Genomic DNA, 17261 nt, shown 5'->3' with positions numbered 1-17261 from the left:
GCGTCCTTTGCCTCTATGGGTGCGACAGATCTTGGAGTGTATTTCTAGGTCACGCAACTCGATTCCATCGGGATCAGTCTACATCGACAAACACAATCAATGAAGTTCTATCCAGTTTTGAGCGAACAGGCTCAGAGTCTAGTGATGATGGCGAAGAGGTCACACCCGTTCCCATACCGAACACGGAAGTTAAGCTCTTCAGCGCCGATGGTAGTTGGGGGTCTCCCCCTGTGAGAGTAGGACGTCGCTGGGCAATCCAAGAAGTCATCCCGAGAGGGATGGCTTTTTTTGTGCTTGTTTTAGAAACCTCACCCAATTACCACATATAGGCCCATTATTACCTGCATAATAAATAAATAATTTTATGAATCGTTAGATTATTGTTGTATTAATTTTTATTTTCTGATATTATCCTTTTTAGAAACCGTTTTAGGAAACCGGTTTCCTAAAACGGTTTCCTAATAAGAATATTAAATATTTTTTTGAGATGAGGTAATCCAATGAAGATTACTATTGCAGATGTAGCAAAAAAGGCCGGGGTTTCAAAGTCTACTGTTTCTAGAATACTAAATGGTAACTATGAACAAAACACCCAAAAAACTATTGATAAAGTTTTGAAAGTAATTGAAGAAATGGATTTTCAACCAAATGCACTTGCGAAAGGATTAAAGTCTAATAAAACAAATATTATTGGTATAGTCCTATCGAATTTAAAAAATCCCTTTTGGGCAAGCGTACTAGAAGGAGTAGAAGATGAATGTAGAAGTAGCGGATTCAATTTAATGATTTGTAACTCCAATGAAAACCCAAGTGTAGAAAGAGATCATATTAAATCTTTTCAATTAAAACAAGTAGAAGGAATTATCATCAATACAACACTTGGCAACGAAGACATTTATAAAGATTTTACTGAAAAAAATTTCCCATTTGTAACAATCAACAGAAAAATTCCTAATACCGACGTTAATGGTGTTTTTATGGATAATATTGAAGGAGCAAAAATAGCTGTACAACATTTTATTGACAATGGATTAAGAGAAATAGCTATATTTATTTATCCTACTGAAGGCGTCAGTCCAAGGGAAGAGAGGTTAGAAGGTTATAGACAAGCTTTACAAGATAATTCGTTGGTAGTTAAAGAAGAATTAATAAAAATTGTGGGTGAAAATAAAGAGATAGTAAAAAAAGAAGTAAAAAATTTGCTTAGTTCACATCAGAAAGTAGAAGCGATATTTTCTACAAACAATATTTTAACTCTTTACGTTATGGAGGCTATTAGAGAACTAGGCCTTAAAGTTCCACAAGACATAGCTTTAATTGGTTACGATGAAACTGTTTGGTCTATGCATTTAAATCCTCCCTTAACTACTGTTTATCAACCTGCATATAAAATGGGGGAACTTGCTGCCAAAAAAGTTATTGAGCTCATTAATAATAAGGAACAAAAAATTCCTACTGAACAAATTTCATTATTGCCAAATTTAATAGTAAGACAATCAAGTATACAAAGGAGTCAATTAAATGAGTAATTTAGGATTTAGAGTATTGGAACGTAAATCTAACATCGATAAGAATATTGTAAGGGCTTACAAAGATGTAGTAACTCCGCATATAAGTGATAACTTAAATCGTCTGTTTGCTGGAGGGAGTAAACTACGCCCTTATCATAAAGAGGGGAAATTATTAGGAGTGGCTATTACTGTACGCACTAGACCTGGTGATAACTTAATGATTCATAAAGCATTGGATATGGCTGAACCCGGAGATGTATTGGTAGTAGATGCAGGTGGAGATAAGACAAATGCAGTGTTTGGTGAAATTATGTTGCGTCTCGCTTTGAAAAAAGGAATCACCGGTGTAGTTATCAACGGTTCCATTAGAGATGTAAATGCATTTTCACAAAGTAGTTTTCCAATCTACGCTTGTGGTGTAACTCATAGGGGTCCTTATAAAGATGGACCAGGAGAAATCAATGTACCAATTCAATTAGATGGAATGGTAGTTAATCCTGGAGATTTAATTGTAGGTGATGAAGACGGGATAGTAACTATACCTAATCAGCTTGTTGAAGAAGTATTGGAAAAGGCAAATAAACAAGCAGCATTGGAATTAGAAATTTTCAAAAGTATCGAGGAAGACACTATCGATAGAAGTTGGATTGACAAAACACTAGAAGAGAAAGGCTGTGAATTCTGATGGAATCACCGCTAAGGTTTGATTGGGAAAAGCTCCAGAATTTTTGTGAGATGCTCTTTGTTAGAACTGGTGTAAGTCCAGAAATCGCTAAAATCGTCTCAGAATCTTTAGTGCAAGCTGATCTAAGAGGGATTGAATCTCATGGAGTCGTAAGAACTTTAATCTACCATCAAAGGGTAGAGGCTCAAATGATAAATCATACTAAAGAAGTTGAGGTTATACAGGAAGACGACGCTACATTATTAATTGATGGAAATAATAATTTTGGTGCCTACATTGGAATACAAGCGCTTAATCGAGTAATTGATAAAGCTCGTAAAAGAGGAGTTGCAATTGCTGGAGTAAGAGGGTCAAACCATTTTGGGACAGGTGCTTTTTATGCATTAAAAGCAATCGAACAAGATATGATTTTATTAGTTTTATCTAACGCTTCACAAACAATGCCACCAAGCGGCGGTATACGGCCATTCATTGGAACTAACCCTTTAGCAATCGGCGTTCCCGCAGGCACTCAATTGCCCTTTTTGTTAGATATGGCTACTAGTGTAGTAGCACGGGGGAAGATTATTGTTGCTGCACAAAAAGGACAAGATATTCCTCCGGGCTGGGCTCTCGATAAATATGGAAATCCAACTACAGATGCAAATTTAGCATTAGAAGGGGCAGTTTTACCCGTTGGTGGTCCAAAAGGATATGCGATTTCAATGTTTATTGATATTTTATCTGGAGTTCTAACAGGTGCAGGGTTTGGTAAGTATGTCAATAACATGTACGAAAATTGGGAAGAGCCACAGAATGTTGGGCACTTTTTTTTAGCAATTGATATTAATAAATTTATGCCTATTGAGAGTTTTAAAAATCGTATGGATACTTACATAAGTGAACTTAAAGGAGAACCTACAGCCCCAGGAGTAGAGGAGATAATGATTCCAGGGGAAATTGAGTTCAAAGGCGCTCTTGATAGGAAAGAAACCGGAATCGAACTTCCTATAAATGTAGTAACAGATTTGTTTAAGCTTGGACAACGCTATGATTTAGATTTATATACTGCACTTTTAAATTCGAAGGAGGTTAATTTGCATGTTAGTGAGTAATAGATTTAGATACGAAATTCCAACAAAAATTGAATTTGGAATAGGAGTAATTGAGAGCCTTCCAAAGTTCCTTAATGAATTGGGTGGTACAAATGTTTTAATTGTTGGAGATCCCGGTGTGTTGCAAGCGGGTATCGTAGACCAGGTAATCGATCCTATTAAGAATTCAAATATTCCATTTACTGTGTTCACAGATGTTGGAACTGAAGCAAGTATTGAATCCGTAGATTTAGGGATTAAGATGGCAAAAGAAAATAGTTGTGACCTAGTAATTGGCGTTGGGGGAGGAAGTGCCTTAGACACTGCAAAAGCAATAGGACTTATGATTACTCATCCAGGGAATATCCGCGATTATATCGGTATGGATAAAGTAAATAGTTCAGGTGCACCTGTAATTGCAGTCCCAACCACTGCAGGCACAGGTAGTGAAATAACTAGATTTGCTGTTCTATCAGATAAAGAAGCTAAAGCAAAATTAAGTATTGGGAGTATGTATATTTGTCCTACGTTGGCTGTATGCGATCCTAATCTTACTCTTTCTTTACCTCCTCACATTACAGCAGCAACAGGTATGGATGCATTAACTCATGCTCTAGAATCTTATGTTAATAAGGCAACCCAGCCAATTTCTGAAGCTCTATCAATTCAATCAATGAAACTGATATCTAGCAGTTTGGTGATAGCCGTTAAACAAGGTGAAAACATAGATGCGAGAGCTGACATGTTGATGGCGAGTACGATAGCAGCAATGGCTTTTAACTCCACCAGACTCGGCCTTGCTCATGCTTTAGCAATTCCATTAGGAGCTCATTTCAAAATTCCTCATGGAGTTGTTAACGCTATGTTATTGCCGAGTGTTATGAAATTTAATCTTGTTGGTAATATCGATAAATTTATTGAAGTTGCAAAGATATTCGGAGAGAACTTAGACGGTTTATCTAAGAGAGACGCAGCTGAGCGTTCTGTAAAGGTCATAAAAAGACTAAATGAAGATATTGGTATTCATTATAGGCTTTCAGATTTTGGAGTCGAGGAAAAACATCTTGAAATGATTGCTCAGGAAGCTATGGAATCTGGGAATGTTCCAATAAATCCGGTGAAGCCGACTATTGAAGATTTAAAAAATCTATGTCGTGAAGTGTTGTAAGCGCTTTAAACATATAAGGAGGAAATAATGTGACTCAGAATGAATCCAAAATGCTTGCTTGGTTAAAAAATAACGCAGGTGAAAACTACGGGAATTTTATCAATGGACAATGGTCAAATTCATTAAGTAAAGAAACATATCCCATTTACGCAGTAGCCAACAAAGAATTACTTCTAGGTAATTTTCCAAAATCAAATGAAGCAGATGTAGAAAATGCAGTATTGAGTGCGCAAAAAGCATTTAACATTTGGTCAAATACTGAGGCATCCACTAGATCAGAAATTCTTTATAAATTTGCAAATCTATTGGAAAAAAATGTTGAAGAACTTTCGTTTATGCTCTCAGCAGAACAAGGGAAAATTATAAATGAGTCAAAGGGTGAGATATATCGCGCTGTAAAAGAGGTTCGCTTCTGTGCAGGAGAAGCCCTTCGTGCTCAAGGCCTGACATTGCCGAGTGAGAAAAGTAAGATGTGGACCTCAACAATAAGAAAACCAATTGGCGTAATAGCAGCAATTGCACCTTGGAATTTCCCTGCAGTTACTCCTATTAGAAAAATTGCACCAGCACTAGCATATGGATGCACGGTTGTTTATAAACCAGCTTCTATAACTCCATGGACTTCAGTAAGAATCATGGATTTATTAAAACAAGCTGGGCTACCTGATGGTGTAGTTAATATGGTTATTGGATCAGGGAGTCAGGTCGGAGAACCGCTAATAAATCATAAATTGGTTAAGGGCATCAGTTTCACAGGTTCCACCGAAATGGGCAAACATATAAATGTCGTCGCAGCTAAACGACTTATAAAAACACAGTTAGAGTTAGGTGGTAAAAACCCTGCAATAGTGCTTGAGGCAGACAAAGTCTCAAACATTGCAAATCAGATAGTGAGTGCTGCTTTTAATACTAGCGGACAGCGATGTACTTCCATAAGTAGAGTAATTGTTTTAGAGAACATTAAAGAACAATTAGTTGAAGAAATAATTCGAGAAATGAAAAAAATCAAAGTAGGTCCTGCATGGGATGAGACGGCCACAATGGGTCCTCTAGTAAATGTTGAACACTTAGAAAGTATTCAAAAGTATATTGAGATTGGTAAAAAAGAAGGAGCTAGATTGTTATACGGAGGTGAGGTCTTATCAGATGGATTCTATTCTGAGGGACCGTACATGAACCCAGCTGTATTTGATCAAGTGACTTCAGATATGAGAATAGCAAGAGAAGAAATATTTGGACCTGTTCTTTCAATAATTGAAGTTCCTACAATTTCAGATGCTTTAGAAATAGCGAACGACAGTGAATATGGATTAGCATCATCTTTATTTTCAAGTAATTTATCTATTGCATACGAATATGCAGAAGGATTAGAAGTCGGTATGGTCCATATTAATCATGGCACTGCAAGTGCAGCCCATGTACCGTTCGGTGGAGCTAAAAGTTCAGGATTTGGAGCATTTTCAATAGGGTATTCTAATTTGGAATTTTTTACAGAATTAAAGGCGGTTTATGTCCAGTTTTAAAAGGTAAGAAATTTCCTTTTAAATAAAAATAAATAAGGGGTGGAGAAATTGAAAAAAGTATTATTTTTATTTCTTTGTTTGGTAGGAATAGCTGTCTTTGCCGTAGGATGTTCATCTAATGATACTTCCAACCAGTCAGCTAATAATCAAGGAAACGATGGTCAATCTAATGATACCAATGGGGAAGCAGTAGTATTAAAATTGGGCCATGTTTGGCCAAGTTCAGAAATTCATACACAATCTGCTGAAAAATTTGCTGAAGAGGTCGAAGAATTATCAGACGGTAAATTGAAAATCGAAATATATGGTGACAGTACTCTCGGAGCCGACAAAGATTTATTAGAGGGTCTTAAAATTGGTACTGCAGATATCTGGGCTGGTGGAGCAGGTGTACTTTCCGGAGCTTCTGATACGGCAAATATCTTTACAGTTCCATTCTTATTTGATACACAAGAGCATTTCGATAAAGTCTATGATGGTGAAGTAGGACAAGAAATTTCAGATAAAATTGCTGAAGAATCAGGATATAAAGTAATCTCTTATTGGACACGAGGAGCACGTTGGTTAACCGTTGACAAGGAAGTGCATACTCCTGAAGACATGGCTGGCTTAAAGATTCGTGTGCCTGATAGTCCTGTATTTGTAAAATCATTTGAGCAACTGGGAGCAGCTCCTACTCCTATGGCATTCGGCGAAGTTTTCACTTCACTTCAACAAGGGGTAATTGATGGTCAAGAAAATCCACTTTCTTTGATTTACAACTCTAAATTTAATGAGGTAGTGGACTATCTAGTTAAAACAGAACATGTCCGTGAACCGATTGCGGTAGCAATTAGTCAAGAAAAGTTCGATTCTTTAAGTCCCGATCTACAAGAGGTATTATTAACAGCTGCCTCTGGAGAAGCAAAGAAATTTGCTTATGATGAGGTGACTCAAGGAGATACTGAATATTTACAGAACCTGCAAGATGCAGGAATGACTTTAATTGAACCAGACATTAGTGCTTTCCAAGCAAAACTAGAAGGTTTTGTTGAAGAAAATTTCCCTGAGATTTCTGATATTTATGAAACTATTAGAAATGCTAAGTAATTAGATAGTGAAAGGGGCAAGCCCCTTTCATTATCTTATGGGAAGGCTATATATTACCTATAGCCTTCGCATAAGATAAAAAGTTTTATAGGGGGAGCGGGAATGAAAAATTTCGTAAGAGTCACAGACAAAATAAACCAAATAATATTTAACTTTTTAGCAATATTACTTGGTGCTGTTGCATTGCTTACATTATATCAAGTTTTTGCTAGATATATCTTAAATTCACCATTAACGTGGTCTGAAGAAATAATTAGGAGCTTAATGGTATGGATAGTCTTATTAGGTACCGCTATAGCTTTAAGAAAAGGATTATTGATTTCAGTTGAGACTGTTTTACATATTGTTCCTAAAGGGATAAAACTAATTCTTAATACCATTATTATCATCTTAAATTTTGTCTATATGTTTTTATTACTTAAATATGGAATTGAAATTATGCAATCTTTACATGGTCAAACCTCAGGTGCATTAGATTTACCTGTTAACCTGTCATATGCTGCTATTCCAGCAGGAGCTCTCTATTCATTAATTAATTGTTTAGTTGTAATTATCGAATTGATTTCTAAAGATTCTAAAGGAGACGATACCCATGATAGGCCTATTATTTCTTAGTTTACTAGTTTTATTTTTTCTGGGCTTTCCAGTAGCTTTTGCCATGGGCTTATCGTCAATGATTACAATGGTTAATGATGGAATTTCTGTCCAGGTTGCAGTGCAACGAATATTTTCAACTTTAAACTCTTTCCCCTTAATGGCAATACCATTCTTTATACTAGCAGGCAGTTTAATGGAGTATAGTGGTATCTCTCAAAGATTAGTTAACTTTGCGTATTCTTTAGTAGGAAAGATAACCGGTGGATTAGCTTTAGTTTCGGTAGTTACTGCCATGTTTTTTGCGGCAATATCAGGATCAAGTGCTGCTACAGTAGCTGCCGTTGGTAGTATTCTTATACCATCTATGATAAAGCGTGGCTTTCCTAAACCGTTCTCTACTTCGGTGCAGGCCGTATCGGGTGAGCTTGGTGTAATCATACCTCCATCGATTCCTATGATTATCTTTGCTCTTTCAGCTGGAGCATCTATTTCCATCGGAGAATTATTTATGGCAGGAGTAGGACCGGGAATACTGATTGCATTCTCTTTAATGGTTACGATATATTTCATTTCGAAATACAAGGGGTATGGGAATTCGAACCTTGATCCATTATCTGATCAAGCCATAGAAGAAGCTGAATTGATGAGTACAAGTGGAAGAATTAAAGCTTTTAGGAGTGCTATTTTGCCCCTTCTAATGCCCATAATAATTTTAGGGGGTATATACGGAGGTATATTTACTCCTACTGAAGCTGCGGCTGTAGCAGTAGGTTATGCTCTATTTATAGGCCTAGTCATTTACAGAACTTTAAGTATTAAAAACCTAATGGAAGTCTTGCGCAGTTCAGTATTATCAACCTCTATCATTATGTTTATTATCGGTAATGCTGGTTTATTTGGTTGGGTATTAACAGCAAAAAGAGTTCCAGATTTAGTAGCAGAGTGGTTCTTATCAGTTTCTACTAGCGCAGTGATCTTTTTAATATTAGTAAATTTACTTTTACTACTCGTTGGTATGTTTTTAGAAACTGGTGCTGCTATTGTAATTATGGCTCCTATATTAACCCCAGTAGCAATTCAATTTGGTGTTGATCCAGTGCATTTCGGAATAATCATGATAGTTAATTTGGCTGTAGGAATGGTTACTCCACCTATCGGTGTTAACCTTTTCGTAGCTTGTCAGGTGGCGAATTTAAGGATCGAACAAATAATAAAGCCTCTTTTACCTTTTTATGTAGTCTTATTAATAGATATTATTCTTATATCTTATTTGCCAGGCATCTCTCTATGGCTACCAAATATTTTAAAGTGAGTGGGTAACAAAGTGAATATTATTATAGCTCCAGATTCATTTAAAGGCTCGGCTTCAGCAATAAACATAACAAAGAAAATCTCAGAAGGAGTAACTCGGGTATATCCTCATGCTTGTATTAGAGAAATCCCATTAGCCGACGGAGGTGAAGGAACTTTAGAAAATATGGTTTATTCAACCAGAGGGAAGACAATCTCCATCGAAGTTCATGATCCCTTAATGCGAAAGATAAGGGCAGATTACGGAATACTAGGTGATCAAGAGACAGTGATTATCGAAATGGCCCAAGCCTCAGGGTTAACACTATTATCAGAAGAAGAAAAAAATCCTTTAATGACCAGTACGTTTGGAACAGGTGAGTTAATTAGACACGCTTTAGATATGGGCTACAAAAAATTTGTCATCGGTCTAGGTGGCAGTGCAACAAATGATGGAGGCATGGGATTACTCCAAGCTTTAGGGGTCAAATTTTATAATTCTAAGGGAATCGAACTTGGTGATGGTGGGGAAAACTTAATTAATCTTTCGCATTACGATAGTAGTGGTTTAGATAAAAGATTACTGGATTGTTCTTTTACTATAGCTTGTGATGTTACCAATAAATTATGTGGTCCAAATGGAGCTAGTGAAGTTTTTGGTCCTCAAAAAGGCGCTAGTCTTGCAGATATACAAATTCTTGACGTTGCTTTAAATAGATATGCTGAGGTTATAGAAAAACAACAAGGAATTAACGTAAAAGAACTTACGGGTGGTGGAGCTGCTGGAGGACTTGGAGCAGCACTTATGGCCTTTTTTAATGCTTCTGTTAAATCAGGTATTGAAATAGTAATGGAATATTTAAACTTTGAAGACATAGTTAAAAATTCAGATCTTATAATTACGGGTGAAGGAAAATTGGATGCACAAACATTAGGAGGTAAAGTAATCAAAGGAGTAAGTGATGTTGGGAAAAAATACAATATCCCAGTGATTGCATTGTGTGGTGAAGTAGAATTAAAACCTTCAAAATTTGATGAATTAGGGCTGCTATCGGCCTTTCCTATTCTTCCAGGTCCATGTTCTTTAAATGACGCCATATTAAACACTTTAAAATGGATACCATATAAAACAGAAGCAGTACTCAGAGTCTTAAAATATGTCATCATACCACCGGTTAGGAGAAATCACAATGAAACCTAAAGTATTGATAACAAGAAAATTACCAGAAGAAATAATAAAAAAAATTAGCGAAGTATGTACAGTGGAGTTGTGGGAGGAAGAAGAAACACCTATACCACAGGAAGAACTAGAAGAAAAAATGATCAATGTGGAGGGTGTGCTGTGCTTACTCACAGAAAATATTGATAAAAAATTAATTGATGGCTCACCCAAATTGAAAGTAATTAGTAATATGGCAGTGGGTTTTAATAACATTGATATTGAGGCAGCTAAGAAAAAAGGAATCATAGTTACTAACACACCCAATGTTCTAACAGAGACAACAGCTGATTTGACTTTTGCACTGCTTATGGCAACCGCAAGAAGGTTGATTGAAGCATCTACATATTTACGTAATGGTGAATGGAAGACTTGGTCACCATTACAATTAGCAGGTCAAGATATATATAATTCTACCTTGGGCATAATAGGAATGGGCAGAATTGGAGAGGCTATTGCGAAACGAGCTCTTGGATTCAATATGAATGTTGTATATTATAATAGATCACGTAAATTAGATATTGAGAAATCATTGGGAGTTCAATATAAGGAACTGGATGATTTGTTGAAAGAATCCGACTTTATTGTAGTAATGACCCCTCATACACCTCAAACAACAAACCTTATTTCTGAAAGAGAATTTAAATTAATGAAAAAAAGCACCATACTTATCAATACGTCAAGAGGAGGCATTGTTGATGAGAAAGCTTTGTATAATGCACTAGTTAATAAGGAAATTTATGCGGCAGGATTAGATGTATTTGAAACAGAACCTATAAACCTTAATGATCCTCTACTTACATTACCTAACTTGGTTGCACTTCCCCACATAGGGAGTTCTAGTATAAATACTAGATACAAGATGGCAAATCTTGCAGCAGAAAACTTAATAGCTGGTGTTTTAGGAAGCCGGCCAAAGCATGTAGTGTCATAGTTTGATAACATAGAGATTCTATTCAACTCCTGTATAAATATTTAATGAAGAATAACTATTTGATTTATACAGGAGTATTAATACAGAAAGATCAAATAATAAAGTGATGCATAATTTGGAATTCTCTTAAGGATTATACACATTATTTTTTATATAAAGCCTCTTAAACTATTATCACTCCATTTATTAATCGCATGATTCTCTCTCCAGCAATTTACTCAAATAAAGCCACGTCGTCTCTATACGCTCATGCCCGAGAAATCGCATAATATCATAATTTTTAACACCCTAAAAAATGCGAGATAATCGCAAATGCGTGTCTTAGAAATTGAGTGATTTGTTTATTTTTATGAACATGTGAAGCCTTTGTAATCTCCTTTTCAAAATACTGACTGAAGTAAGAAGCACTAAAGCGATTTCCCCTACTGGTAGTGAATAGAGGGGACAGCTCGTGACTCGATTCAATCGAAGGCACTTCTCATGAAGTCCTTTTCTTCTCAATGGATTCATATATTTTGGGACGAAGGGATAGATTTCTCCGCTTATTCCCCTTTCCCCATTACAGTTAAGTAACACGTATTTGTATCCTTACCCATCTTGAAGCCCCTGATACATAATTAACAAAACTCCTAATTCCTCATACCAGTCGTCGCAAGTGTCAGTATGTTAGAAAACATCACTAGGTGGTTCTCTGAAAAGTAATAAGTCATTAGATTAATCCCATCAGACGGCCTATGTCTCTCTCCGGTTTGTCATCCTTCCGCACACTCACTTGTAGCTTACGCAAATGTACAGGTTCTTTGATGTACCCCGCTTTATATAGATACTGAAAGGATAATTTGATGATTGTGGACTTACGTACCAGTGTTGAGGCAGGATTTCTCCCTTGTCCTTCACATGCGGACTTTCATTTTTTAGCCACTCCTGATATCTCTCCAGATATCTCTCCAGATATCTCTCCAGATATCTCAGCTCGATTGATTTGAAAAGACTTCCTTCTATTATAAATAGTCGATGTCTAGACCGATCTCATTTCTGTATTTCAAAAGATGCCCTGACAAAAGGTCATGCCCTTGCATCGATCGATGAGTACATTTACTTCTACAACAAGAGGCTGCATTCGAGCTTGTACTATATGACACCCAGACAGTTTGAGATGAGCCATATCTTGAGCGAGTAGAAAAAGTTTGAACAAGGACTACAAAAATTGGCTCATAATTTAGCCATTTAGTGTCCGTTTTTATTGCGGAAGTCTAGTTTGGTAATCCGCAACATGAGCGGACTAAATCGTTCTTAAGTAAAGTATTATAAAGAGAAGGAGGTGCCTCATAAAGGGGTGCCTCCTTTTTCACATTCAGATTGCCTGTAAATAAGGTATACTTAAACCTAGTATATTGAAAAAGGAGCACAAGCCATATGAAGCGGCCACTCGTTGAACAATTGCATCACTTTGCTGAAAAAAAGGCCATGTCCCTGCACGTTCCGGGGCATAAAAACGGGTATTTCAGCACCCTACCGAAAGCCCTTCGCGGCAGCTTGGCGTATGATGTGACGGAGCTGGAGGGCTTAGATGATCTACACGCTCCAGAAGGTGTGATTCGTGAAGCTCAGGAACTGCTCTCTCAATTCTACGGTAGTGAGGCCAGCTATTTTTTAGTGAACGGCTCGACTGTCGGAAATCTGGCGATGATGCTCGCTGCGACAAGTCCTGGAGATCAGGTTCTGGTCCAGCGCAATGCCCACAAATCAGTGTTTCATGCGCTTGAGCTTGCACATGTCGAACCGATATTTATTACACCGGAATGGGATCAACGTACAGAAACGGCAAGCCATGTGTCTTATGAAAGCATCGTCCGAGCATTGGAATCCTATCCCTCCATTCGGGCGGTCGCACTCACGACACCTACATATTTCGGTGTCGTAGCGGACCTGGTAGAAATTGTGAACTACTGCCACTCACGAGATATCGTGGTCCTTGTCGATGAAGCACACGGTGCACATTTTCAAGGGTCGGAACACTTTCCGCTATCTGCACTAGAAAGTGGCGCAGATGTCGTCGTACAATCTGCACATAAAAGTTTACCTGCGATGACTATGGGGTCATTTTTGCATATCAACTCGACACGCGTATCGAAAGACCGCTTAGAGCATACGCTAAGAATGCTTCAATCGAGCAGTCCCTCGTATCCGATTATGGCGTCGCTCGATGATGCGCGCGCATATGTGGCGAGTTTTACTGCTCGGGATTACCATCATTTGATGGATAAACGGGCGTTATTTTTAGACAGTCTGCAAGGAATTCCAGAGCTAGACATTGTCGAAGTGGATGATCCATTAAAGCTACTGATCCGTGTAGGTCAGCATGCTGGGCATCAAGTGAAAGAGGCGCTGGAAAAACAAGGCGTTTACGTAGAGCTTGCCCACGGAAAACATGTCCTCTGGATGTTGCCTCTGTTGAAATACGGCGAAGATTACCGGTTTGCTGAATTACGTAGTCGCGTGAAGCGTGCGTGTGAATCCTTGAAAGCGGTTCGTCCACAAGCCTTACCCGTTGTAACGACCGTTGATGCAGGGCATCTCAGCCGCTTAGATACGTCACATGAGGTGGTGGTTCGGGCGGAAGGGGAATGGATTTCCTATACGAAAGCCATTGGGCGAATAGCTAAAGGAGCCATTATCCCGTACCCACCAGGAATCCCGCTTGTCGTACCAGGGGAACGATTTACAGTAAAGACATTGACCCAATTAGAAGAATGTCTGATGGGCAAAGCCTCCTTCCAAGGAGTTCACCGCTTAGCCGAACGTCAGGTGTATGTTATGGAGGAACGCACGTGAAACAAGGATATTTTTTAACGATTGAAGGTCCGGACGGGGCTGGAAAAACAACCGTCACGCAACGAGTGGCCGACCGACTTATCAAAGAAGGCTATGATGTGTTAATGACGCGTGAACCTGGTGGCATTCCGATTGCCGAACAGATTCGGGAAGTGCTGCATGATACGAAAAATACAGCGATGGATAGCCGCACAGAAGCATTGCTCTATGCAGCAGCTCGCCGTCAGCATTTGATTGAAAAAGTAAAGCCCGCGATTGAAGCAGGAAAGATTGTCATCTGCGACCGCTTTGTTGATAGCTCCTTGGCTTACCAAGGCTATGCACGGGGACTGGGGATTGACGAAGTCTGGTCTATTAACCAGTTTGCAATTGAAGGCTTCTTACCGACGCGTACCTATTTCTTCGACATTAATCCGGAAGAGGGCCTGCGACGCATCGAAGCTTCAGATCTTCGCGAGGTCAACCGACTGGATGAAGAAGGCCTCGCCTTCCATAAAAAAGTCTACGAAGGATACCACATCCTCATGGAAAGATTTTTTAATCGAATTGTTCGAATTGATGCAGGAAAAGGGATTGAGGAAGTCGAAGAAGAAATGTATACACACATTCGTCAGGAGTTAACTATGCTATACTAAAAGAAAGTGGAGGTGGAGTCCATGAAATTAGTCGTCGCAGTTATTCAGGATCAAGACAGCAACCGTCTGTCAAATGCCCTGACGAAAGCTAAATTCCGTGCAACGAAACTTGCAAGTACGGGAGGCTTCTTGCGTTCAGGCAACACAACCTTTTTAATCGGAACTGAAGACAATTTGGTACCAACTGTACTGGATTTGATTCGTGATAATTGTCGCGCACGTGAACAGATGGTCGCACCGGTTTCCCCAATGGGAGGCAATGCGGATTCTTATATTCCGTATCCGGTTGAAGTGGAAGTTGGCGGAGCAACCGTATTTGTTCTACCGATTGAACATTTCCATCATTTTTAACGCTGAACGAAGTGCCGTGTGACGCATTATGCGTGCACGGCTTTTTTAAGTGAAAAGTGGAGCCGACTGTTCTAGGAGGTGCAACTAGACATCACCGGTTGCAAAGCGCTTCACTAACACACGTACATAAGGAGGCGACCCACCATGGAATGGCGCGCACATCAAGCCCCCGAGCTTCAGCCACGGCTGGTTGCCCAGGTCACACGAATGAAAGAGAATGACCGATTAGGTCATGCCTATCTTTTCACCGGCGAATCAGGCAGTGGAAAACTCGCTTCTGCCCACTATTTGATTCAACTCACCCTATGTGAAGCTGGTGAAAATGTTCCATGTGAAACATGTCGAGCTTGCCGATTGGTCAAATCGGGGAACCATTTGAATGTTCATCACCTTGAACCGGATGGTCAATTCATTAAACGAGAACAAGTTGATCAGCTCATTCATGAACTCAGCAAGACTGCTCGGGAAAAAGGACGAAAGTTTTATGTCATTCAAGAATCGCACCGGATGAATGCCTCGTCTTCAAATGCTTTACTGAAATTTTTAGAAGAGCCGACCAGTGACGTGACCGCTCTCCTGCTGACGGAGCAACCCCATGCCCTACTTCAGACGATTCGATCTCGCTGTCAACAAATGACGCTGCAACCGATTTCTCCGGACCTTGTCAAAGAACAATTGATGGCGCAGCAAGTCTCAGAAACTATGGCTTCGACCGTCAGTCGTCTGGTACCTTCTGTTGAGGAAGGACTTGCTCTAATAGAGGAAGAGGAGTTTGGACTTGCACGAAAAGGCGTGTTAAAATTAATAGAAGCACTCGAACGCGGAACGGCGCATGCCTTGGTGCAGGCGCATGAACACGTGATTCCTTTGCTGAAAGATAAAGAAAAGGCAGACCGGATCCTAGATCTGTTGCTTTTTGCTTATCGAGATATCATTGCCGTCAAAGCAAATCCCATGAGTACATGTACGTTTCCAGATAAAAAAGCGTTTTGGGAACAACTCGCGATGAAAAGTACGTTTGAGCAACTGACTTATCAGCTTGAACACATCATGAAAGCCAGACGACGCCTTCATCAGAATGCGAATCGTACACTGTTAATGGAGCAGCTAGTTATAGAGCTGCGGGAGGTTAGTCCAGTTGTATAAAGTTATTGGTGTCCGCTTTAAAAAAGCGGGTAAAATATATTATTTTGACCCAGGTAATTTCATTTGTGAACTGGATGATTACGTCATTGTCGAAACGGCACGCGGTGTCGAATTCGGGAAAGTCGTCATTCCAGTTCGGGAAGTGGATGAAAACGATGTGGTGCTGCCACTTCGTAAGGTAGTACGTCCTGCTTCTGCAAAAGACCTTCTGCAAGTAGAAGAAAACAAGTCGGAATCTCTTCAAGCACTCGCGCTTGGGGATGCGAAGATTCGTGAACGGGAACTCGAGATGAAACTTGTCGATGTCGAATTCACATTTGACCGCAACAAAATCATTTTCTATTTTACTGCAGAAGGACGTGTTGATTTCCGAGACCTAGTGAAAGATTTGGCCTCTGTCTTCCGCACACGTATAGAGCTCCGCCAGATTGGTGTTCGTGATGAAGCCAAGATGCTTGGTGGAATTGGACCTTGTGGCCGGATGCTCTGTTGTTCGACGTTTTTAGGAGACTTTGAACCGGTCTCGATCAAGATGGCCAAAGATCAGAACTTATCCCTCAACCCTTCTAAGATTTCTGGGTTATGTGGACGTCTGATGTGCTGTCTGAAGTATGAAAACGATGAGTATGAACAGGCGCGTGCCCTGATGCCCGATATGGGTCAAAAAGTGAACACGCCCGAAGGAAAAGGAAAAGTCGTTGGTCTGAATATTTTAGAACGTGTATTGCGTGTCGAATTATTTGAAGGACAACGCGTTCTGGATTATTCCTTAGAAGAGCTAGTGCAACACTCGTAACCTGTAGAGATGAATGGGGTGATCTGTGATGGACCGTAATTTTTTGGAGACGATTGTTGCGTTTGAAGAGCAATTGAAATCCACGCAAGAGCAATTCCGTGCGTTAAAAGAGTTTGTTGCCATCATGATGGAAGAACATCAGACACTCCAGCAGGAAAATCGCCATTTGCGTGAACGATTGGATGCAATCCATGAAGAGGAAGCAAAGCAGCGAGAGGAACAAAAGCCTCCTGCACGAAAAGATGTCGGCGAGGGGTACGATAACCTCGCGCGACTCTATCAGGAAGGGTTCCATGTCTGCCATCCGCAGTTTGGAAGTCCTCGAAAAGAACTTGATTGCATGTTCTGCTTAGCATTTTTAAATAAGGACAATTAAGGGCAGCTGATACCGTAACCGGTGTCAGCTTTT

Annotated in this window: 17 protein-coding genes and 1 rRNA gene; all 18 read left to right on the top strand. The window is 39.4% G+C overall.

What is annotated here, in order from left to right; genetic code table 11:
• Window positions 1-137 precede the first annotated feature (137 nt).
• The 18 genes from rrf (at window position 138) to yabA (ending at window position 17228) form a co-directional block, all read left to right on the top strand.
• A 5S ribosomal RNA gene (gene rrf / locus ACFO0S_RS12370) occupies window positions 138-253 on the top strand.
• Between the two features lie 247 nt (window positions 254-500).
• The gene (locus tag ACFO0S_RS12365) at window positions 501-1529 is read left to right on the top strand and encodes a LacI family DNA-binding transcriptional regulator (protein WP_378142404.1); all 1029 of its coding nucleotides are present in this window, start codon (window positions 501-503) and stop codon (window positions 1527-1529) included.
• Window positions 1522-2196, top strand: coding sequence for an RraA family protein (locus ACFO0S_RS12360; RefSeq protein WP_378142403.1), 675 nt, complete (start codon window positions 1522-1524; stop codon window positions 2194-2196). Before ACFO0S_RS12365 ends, ACFO0S_RS12360 begins: the two co-directional genes overlap by 8 nt.
• Window positions 2196-3290 carry an Ldh family oxidoreductase gene (locus ACFO0S_RS12355; protein ID WP_378142402.1) on the top strand — a complete coding sequence of 365 codons (1095 nt, stop codon included), beginning with the start codon at window positions 2196-2198 and terminating at the stop codon, window positions 3288-3290. The genes ACFO0S_RS12360 and ACFO0S_RS12355 overlap by 1 nt, the downstream gene beginning before the upstream one ends.
• Complete coding sequence (locus ACFO0S_RS12350) at window positions 3277-4437, top strand: iron-containing alcohol dehydrogenase (protein WP_378142401.1); 1161 nt, start codon at window positions 3277-3279, stop codon at window positions 4435-4437. The genes ACFO0S_RS12355 and ACFO0S_RS12350 overlap by 14 nt, the downstream gene beginning before the upstream one ends.
• Window positions 4438-4466: 29 nt before the next feature.
• The gene (locus ACFO0S_RS12345) at window positions 4467-5960 is read left to right on the top strand and encodes an aldehyde dehydrogenase family protein (RefSeq protein WP_378142400.1); all 1494 of its coding nucleotides are present in this window, start codon (window positions 4467-4469) and stop codon (window positions 5958-5960) included.
• A 48-nt stretch (window positions 5961-6008) separates the two neighbouring features.
• Window positions 6009-7049: a TRAP transporter substrate-binding protein gene (locus tag ACFO0S_RS12340; protein WP_378142399.1), complete on the top strand. Its 1041-nt coding sequence runs from the start codon at window positions 6009-6011 to the stop codon at window positions 7047-7049.
• A 102-nt stretch (window positions 7050-7151) separates the two neighbouring features.
• Window positions 7152-7664, top strand: a complete 513-nt coding sequence (locus ACFO0S_RS12335) for a TRAP transporter small permease (RefSeq protein WP_378142398.1) — start codon at window positions 7152-7154, stop codon at window positions 7662-7664.
• Window positions 7642-8958, top strand: a complete 1317-nt coding sequence (locus ACFO0S_RS12330; protein WP_378142397.1) for a TRAP transporter large permease — start codon at window positions 7642-7644, stop codon at window positions 8956-8958. Before ACFO0S_RS12335 ends, ACFO0S_RS12330 begins: the two co-directional genes overlap by 23 nt.
• 12 nt (window positions 8959-8970) lie before the next feature.
• Window positions 8971-10137 (top strand): glycerate kinase family protein, encoded by a 1167-nt coding sequence (locus tag ACFO0S_RS12325; protein ID WP_378142396.1) that lies wholly within the window; start codon window positions 8971-8973, stop codon window positions 10135-10137.
• Window positions 10127-11089, top strand: a complete 963-nt coding sequence (locus tag ACFO0S_RS12320; protein ID WP_378142395.1) for a 2-hydroxyacid dehydrogenase — start codon at window positions 10127-10129, stop codon at window positions 11087-11089. The genes ACFO0S_RS12325 and ACFO0S_RS12320 overlap by 11 nt, the downstream gene beginning before the upstream one ends.
• A gap of 982 nt (window positions 11090-12071) precedes the next feature.
• Window positions 12072-12269, top strand: coding sequence for an IS3 family transposase (locus ACFO0S_RS12315; protein WP_378142394.1), 198 nt, complete (start codon window positions 12072-12074; stop codon window positions 12267-12269).
• Between the two features lie 236 nt (window positions 12270-12505).
• On the top strand, window positions 12506-13924 hold the full coding sequence (locus ACFO0S_RS12310) for an aminotransferase class I/II-fold pyridoxal phosphate-dependent enzyme (RefSeq protein WP_378142393.1): 1419 nt from the start codon (window positions 12506-12508) through the stop codon (window positions 13922-13924).
• The gene (gene tmk / locus ACFO0S_RS12305) at window positions 13921-14559 is read left to right on the top strand and encodes a dTMP kinase (RefSeq protein ID WP_378142392.1); all 639 of its coding nucleotides are present in this window, start codon (window positions 13921-13923) and stop codon (window positions 14557-14559) included. The genes ACFO0S_RS12310 and tmk overlap by 4 nt, the downstream gene beginning before the upstream one ends.
• Before the next feature lie 21 nt (window positions 14560-14580).
• A complete protein-coding gene (locus ACFO0S_RS12300) occupies window positions 14581-14910 on the top strand; it encodes a cyclic-di-AMP receptor (RefSeq protein ID WP_378142391.1) in 330 nt (109 codons plus the stop codon).
• Between the two features lie 144 nt (window positions 14911-15054).
• Window positions 15055-16056 carry a DNA polymerase III subunit delta' C-terminal domain-containing protein gene (locus tag ACFO0S_RS12295; RefSeq protein WP_378142390.1) on the top strand — a complete coding sequence of 334 codons (1002 nt, stop codon included), beginning with the start codon at window positions 15055-15057 and terminating at the stop codon, window positions 16054-16056.
• Window positions 16049-16852 (top strand): PSP1 domain-containing protein, encoded by an 804-nt coding sequence (locus tag ACFO0S_RS12290; protein WP_378142389.1) that lies wholly within the window; start codon window positions 16049-16051, stop codon window positions 16850-16852. Before ACFO0S_RS12295 ends, ACFO0S_RS12290 begins: the two co-directional genes overlap by 8 nt.
• A 25-nt stretch (window positions 16853-16877) precedes the next feature.
• Window positions 16878-17228: a DNA replication initiation control protein YabA gene (yabA, locus tag ACFO0S_RS12285; protein ID WP_378142388.1), complete on the top strand. Its 351-nt coding sequence runs from the start codon at window positions 16878-16880 to the stop codon at window positions 17226-17228.
• Window positions 17229-17261 lie beyond the last annotated feature (33 nt).

Origin of the sequence: Chryseomicrobium palamuruense (assembly GCF_042649045.1) — a bacterium.
In the GTDB taxonomy this organism is placed as follows: domain Bacteria; phylum Bacillota; class Bacilli; order Bacillales_A; family Planococcaceae; genus Chryseomicrobium; species Chryseomicrobium palamuruense.
The sequence above is the reverse complement of the archived record's forward strand: the minus strand, read 5'-3'. Positions and strand labels throughout refer to the sequence as shown.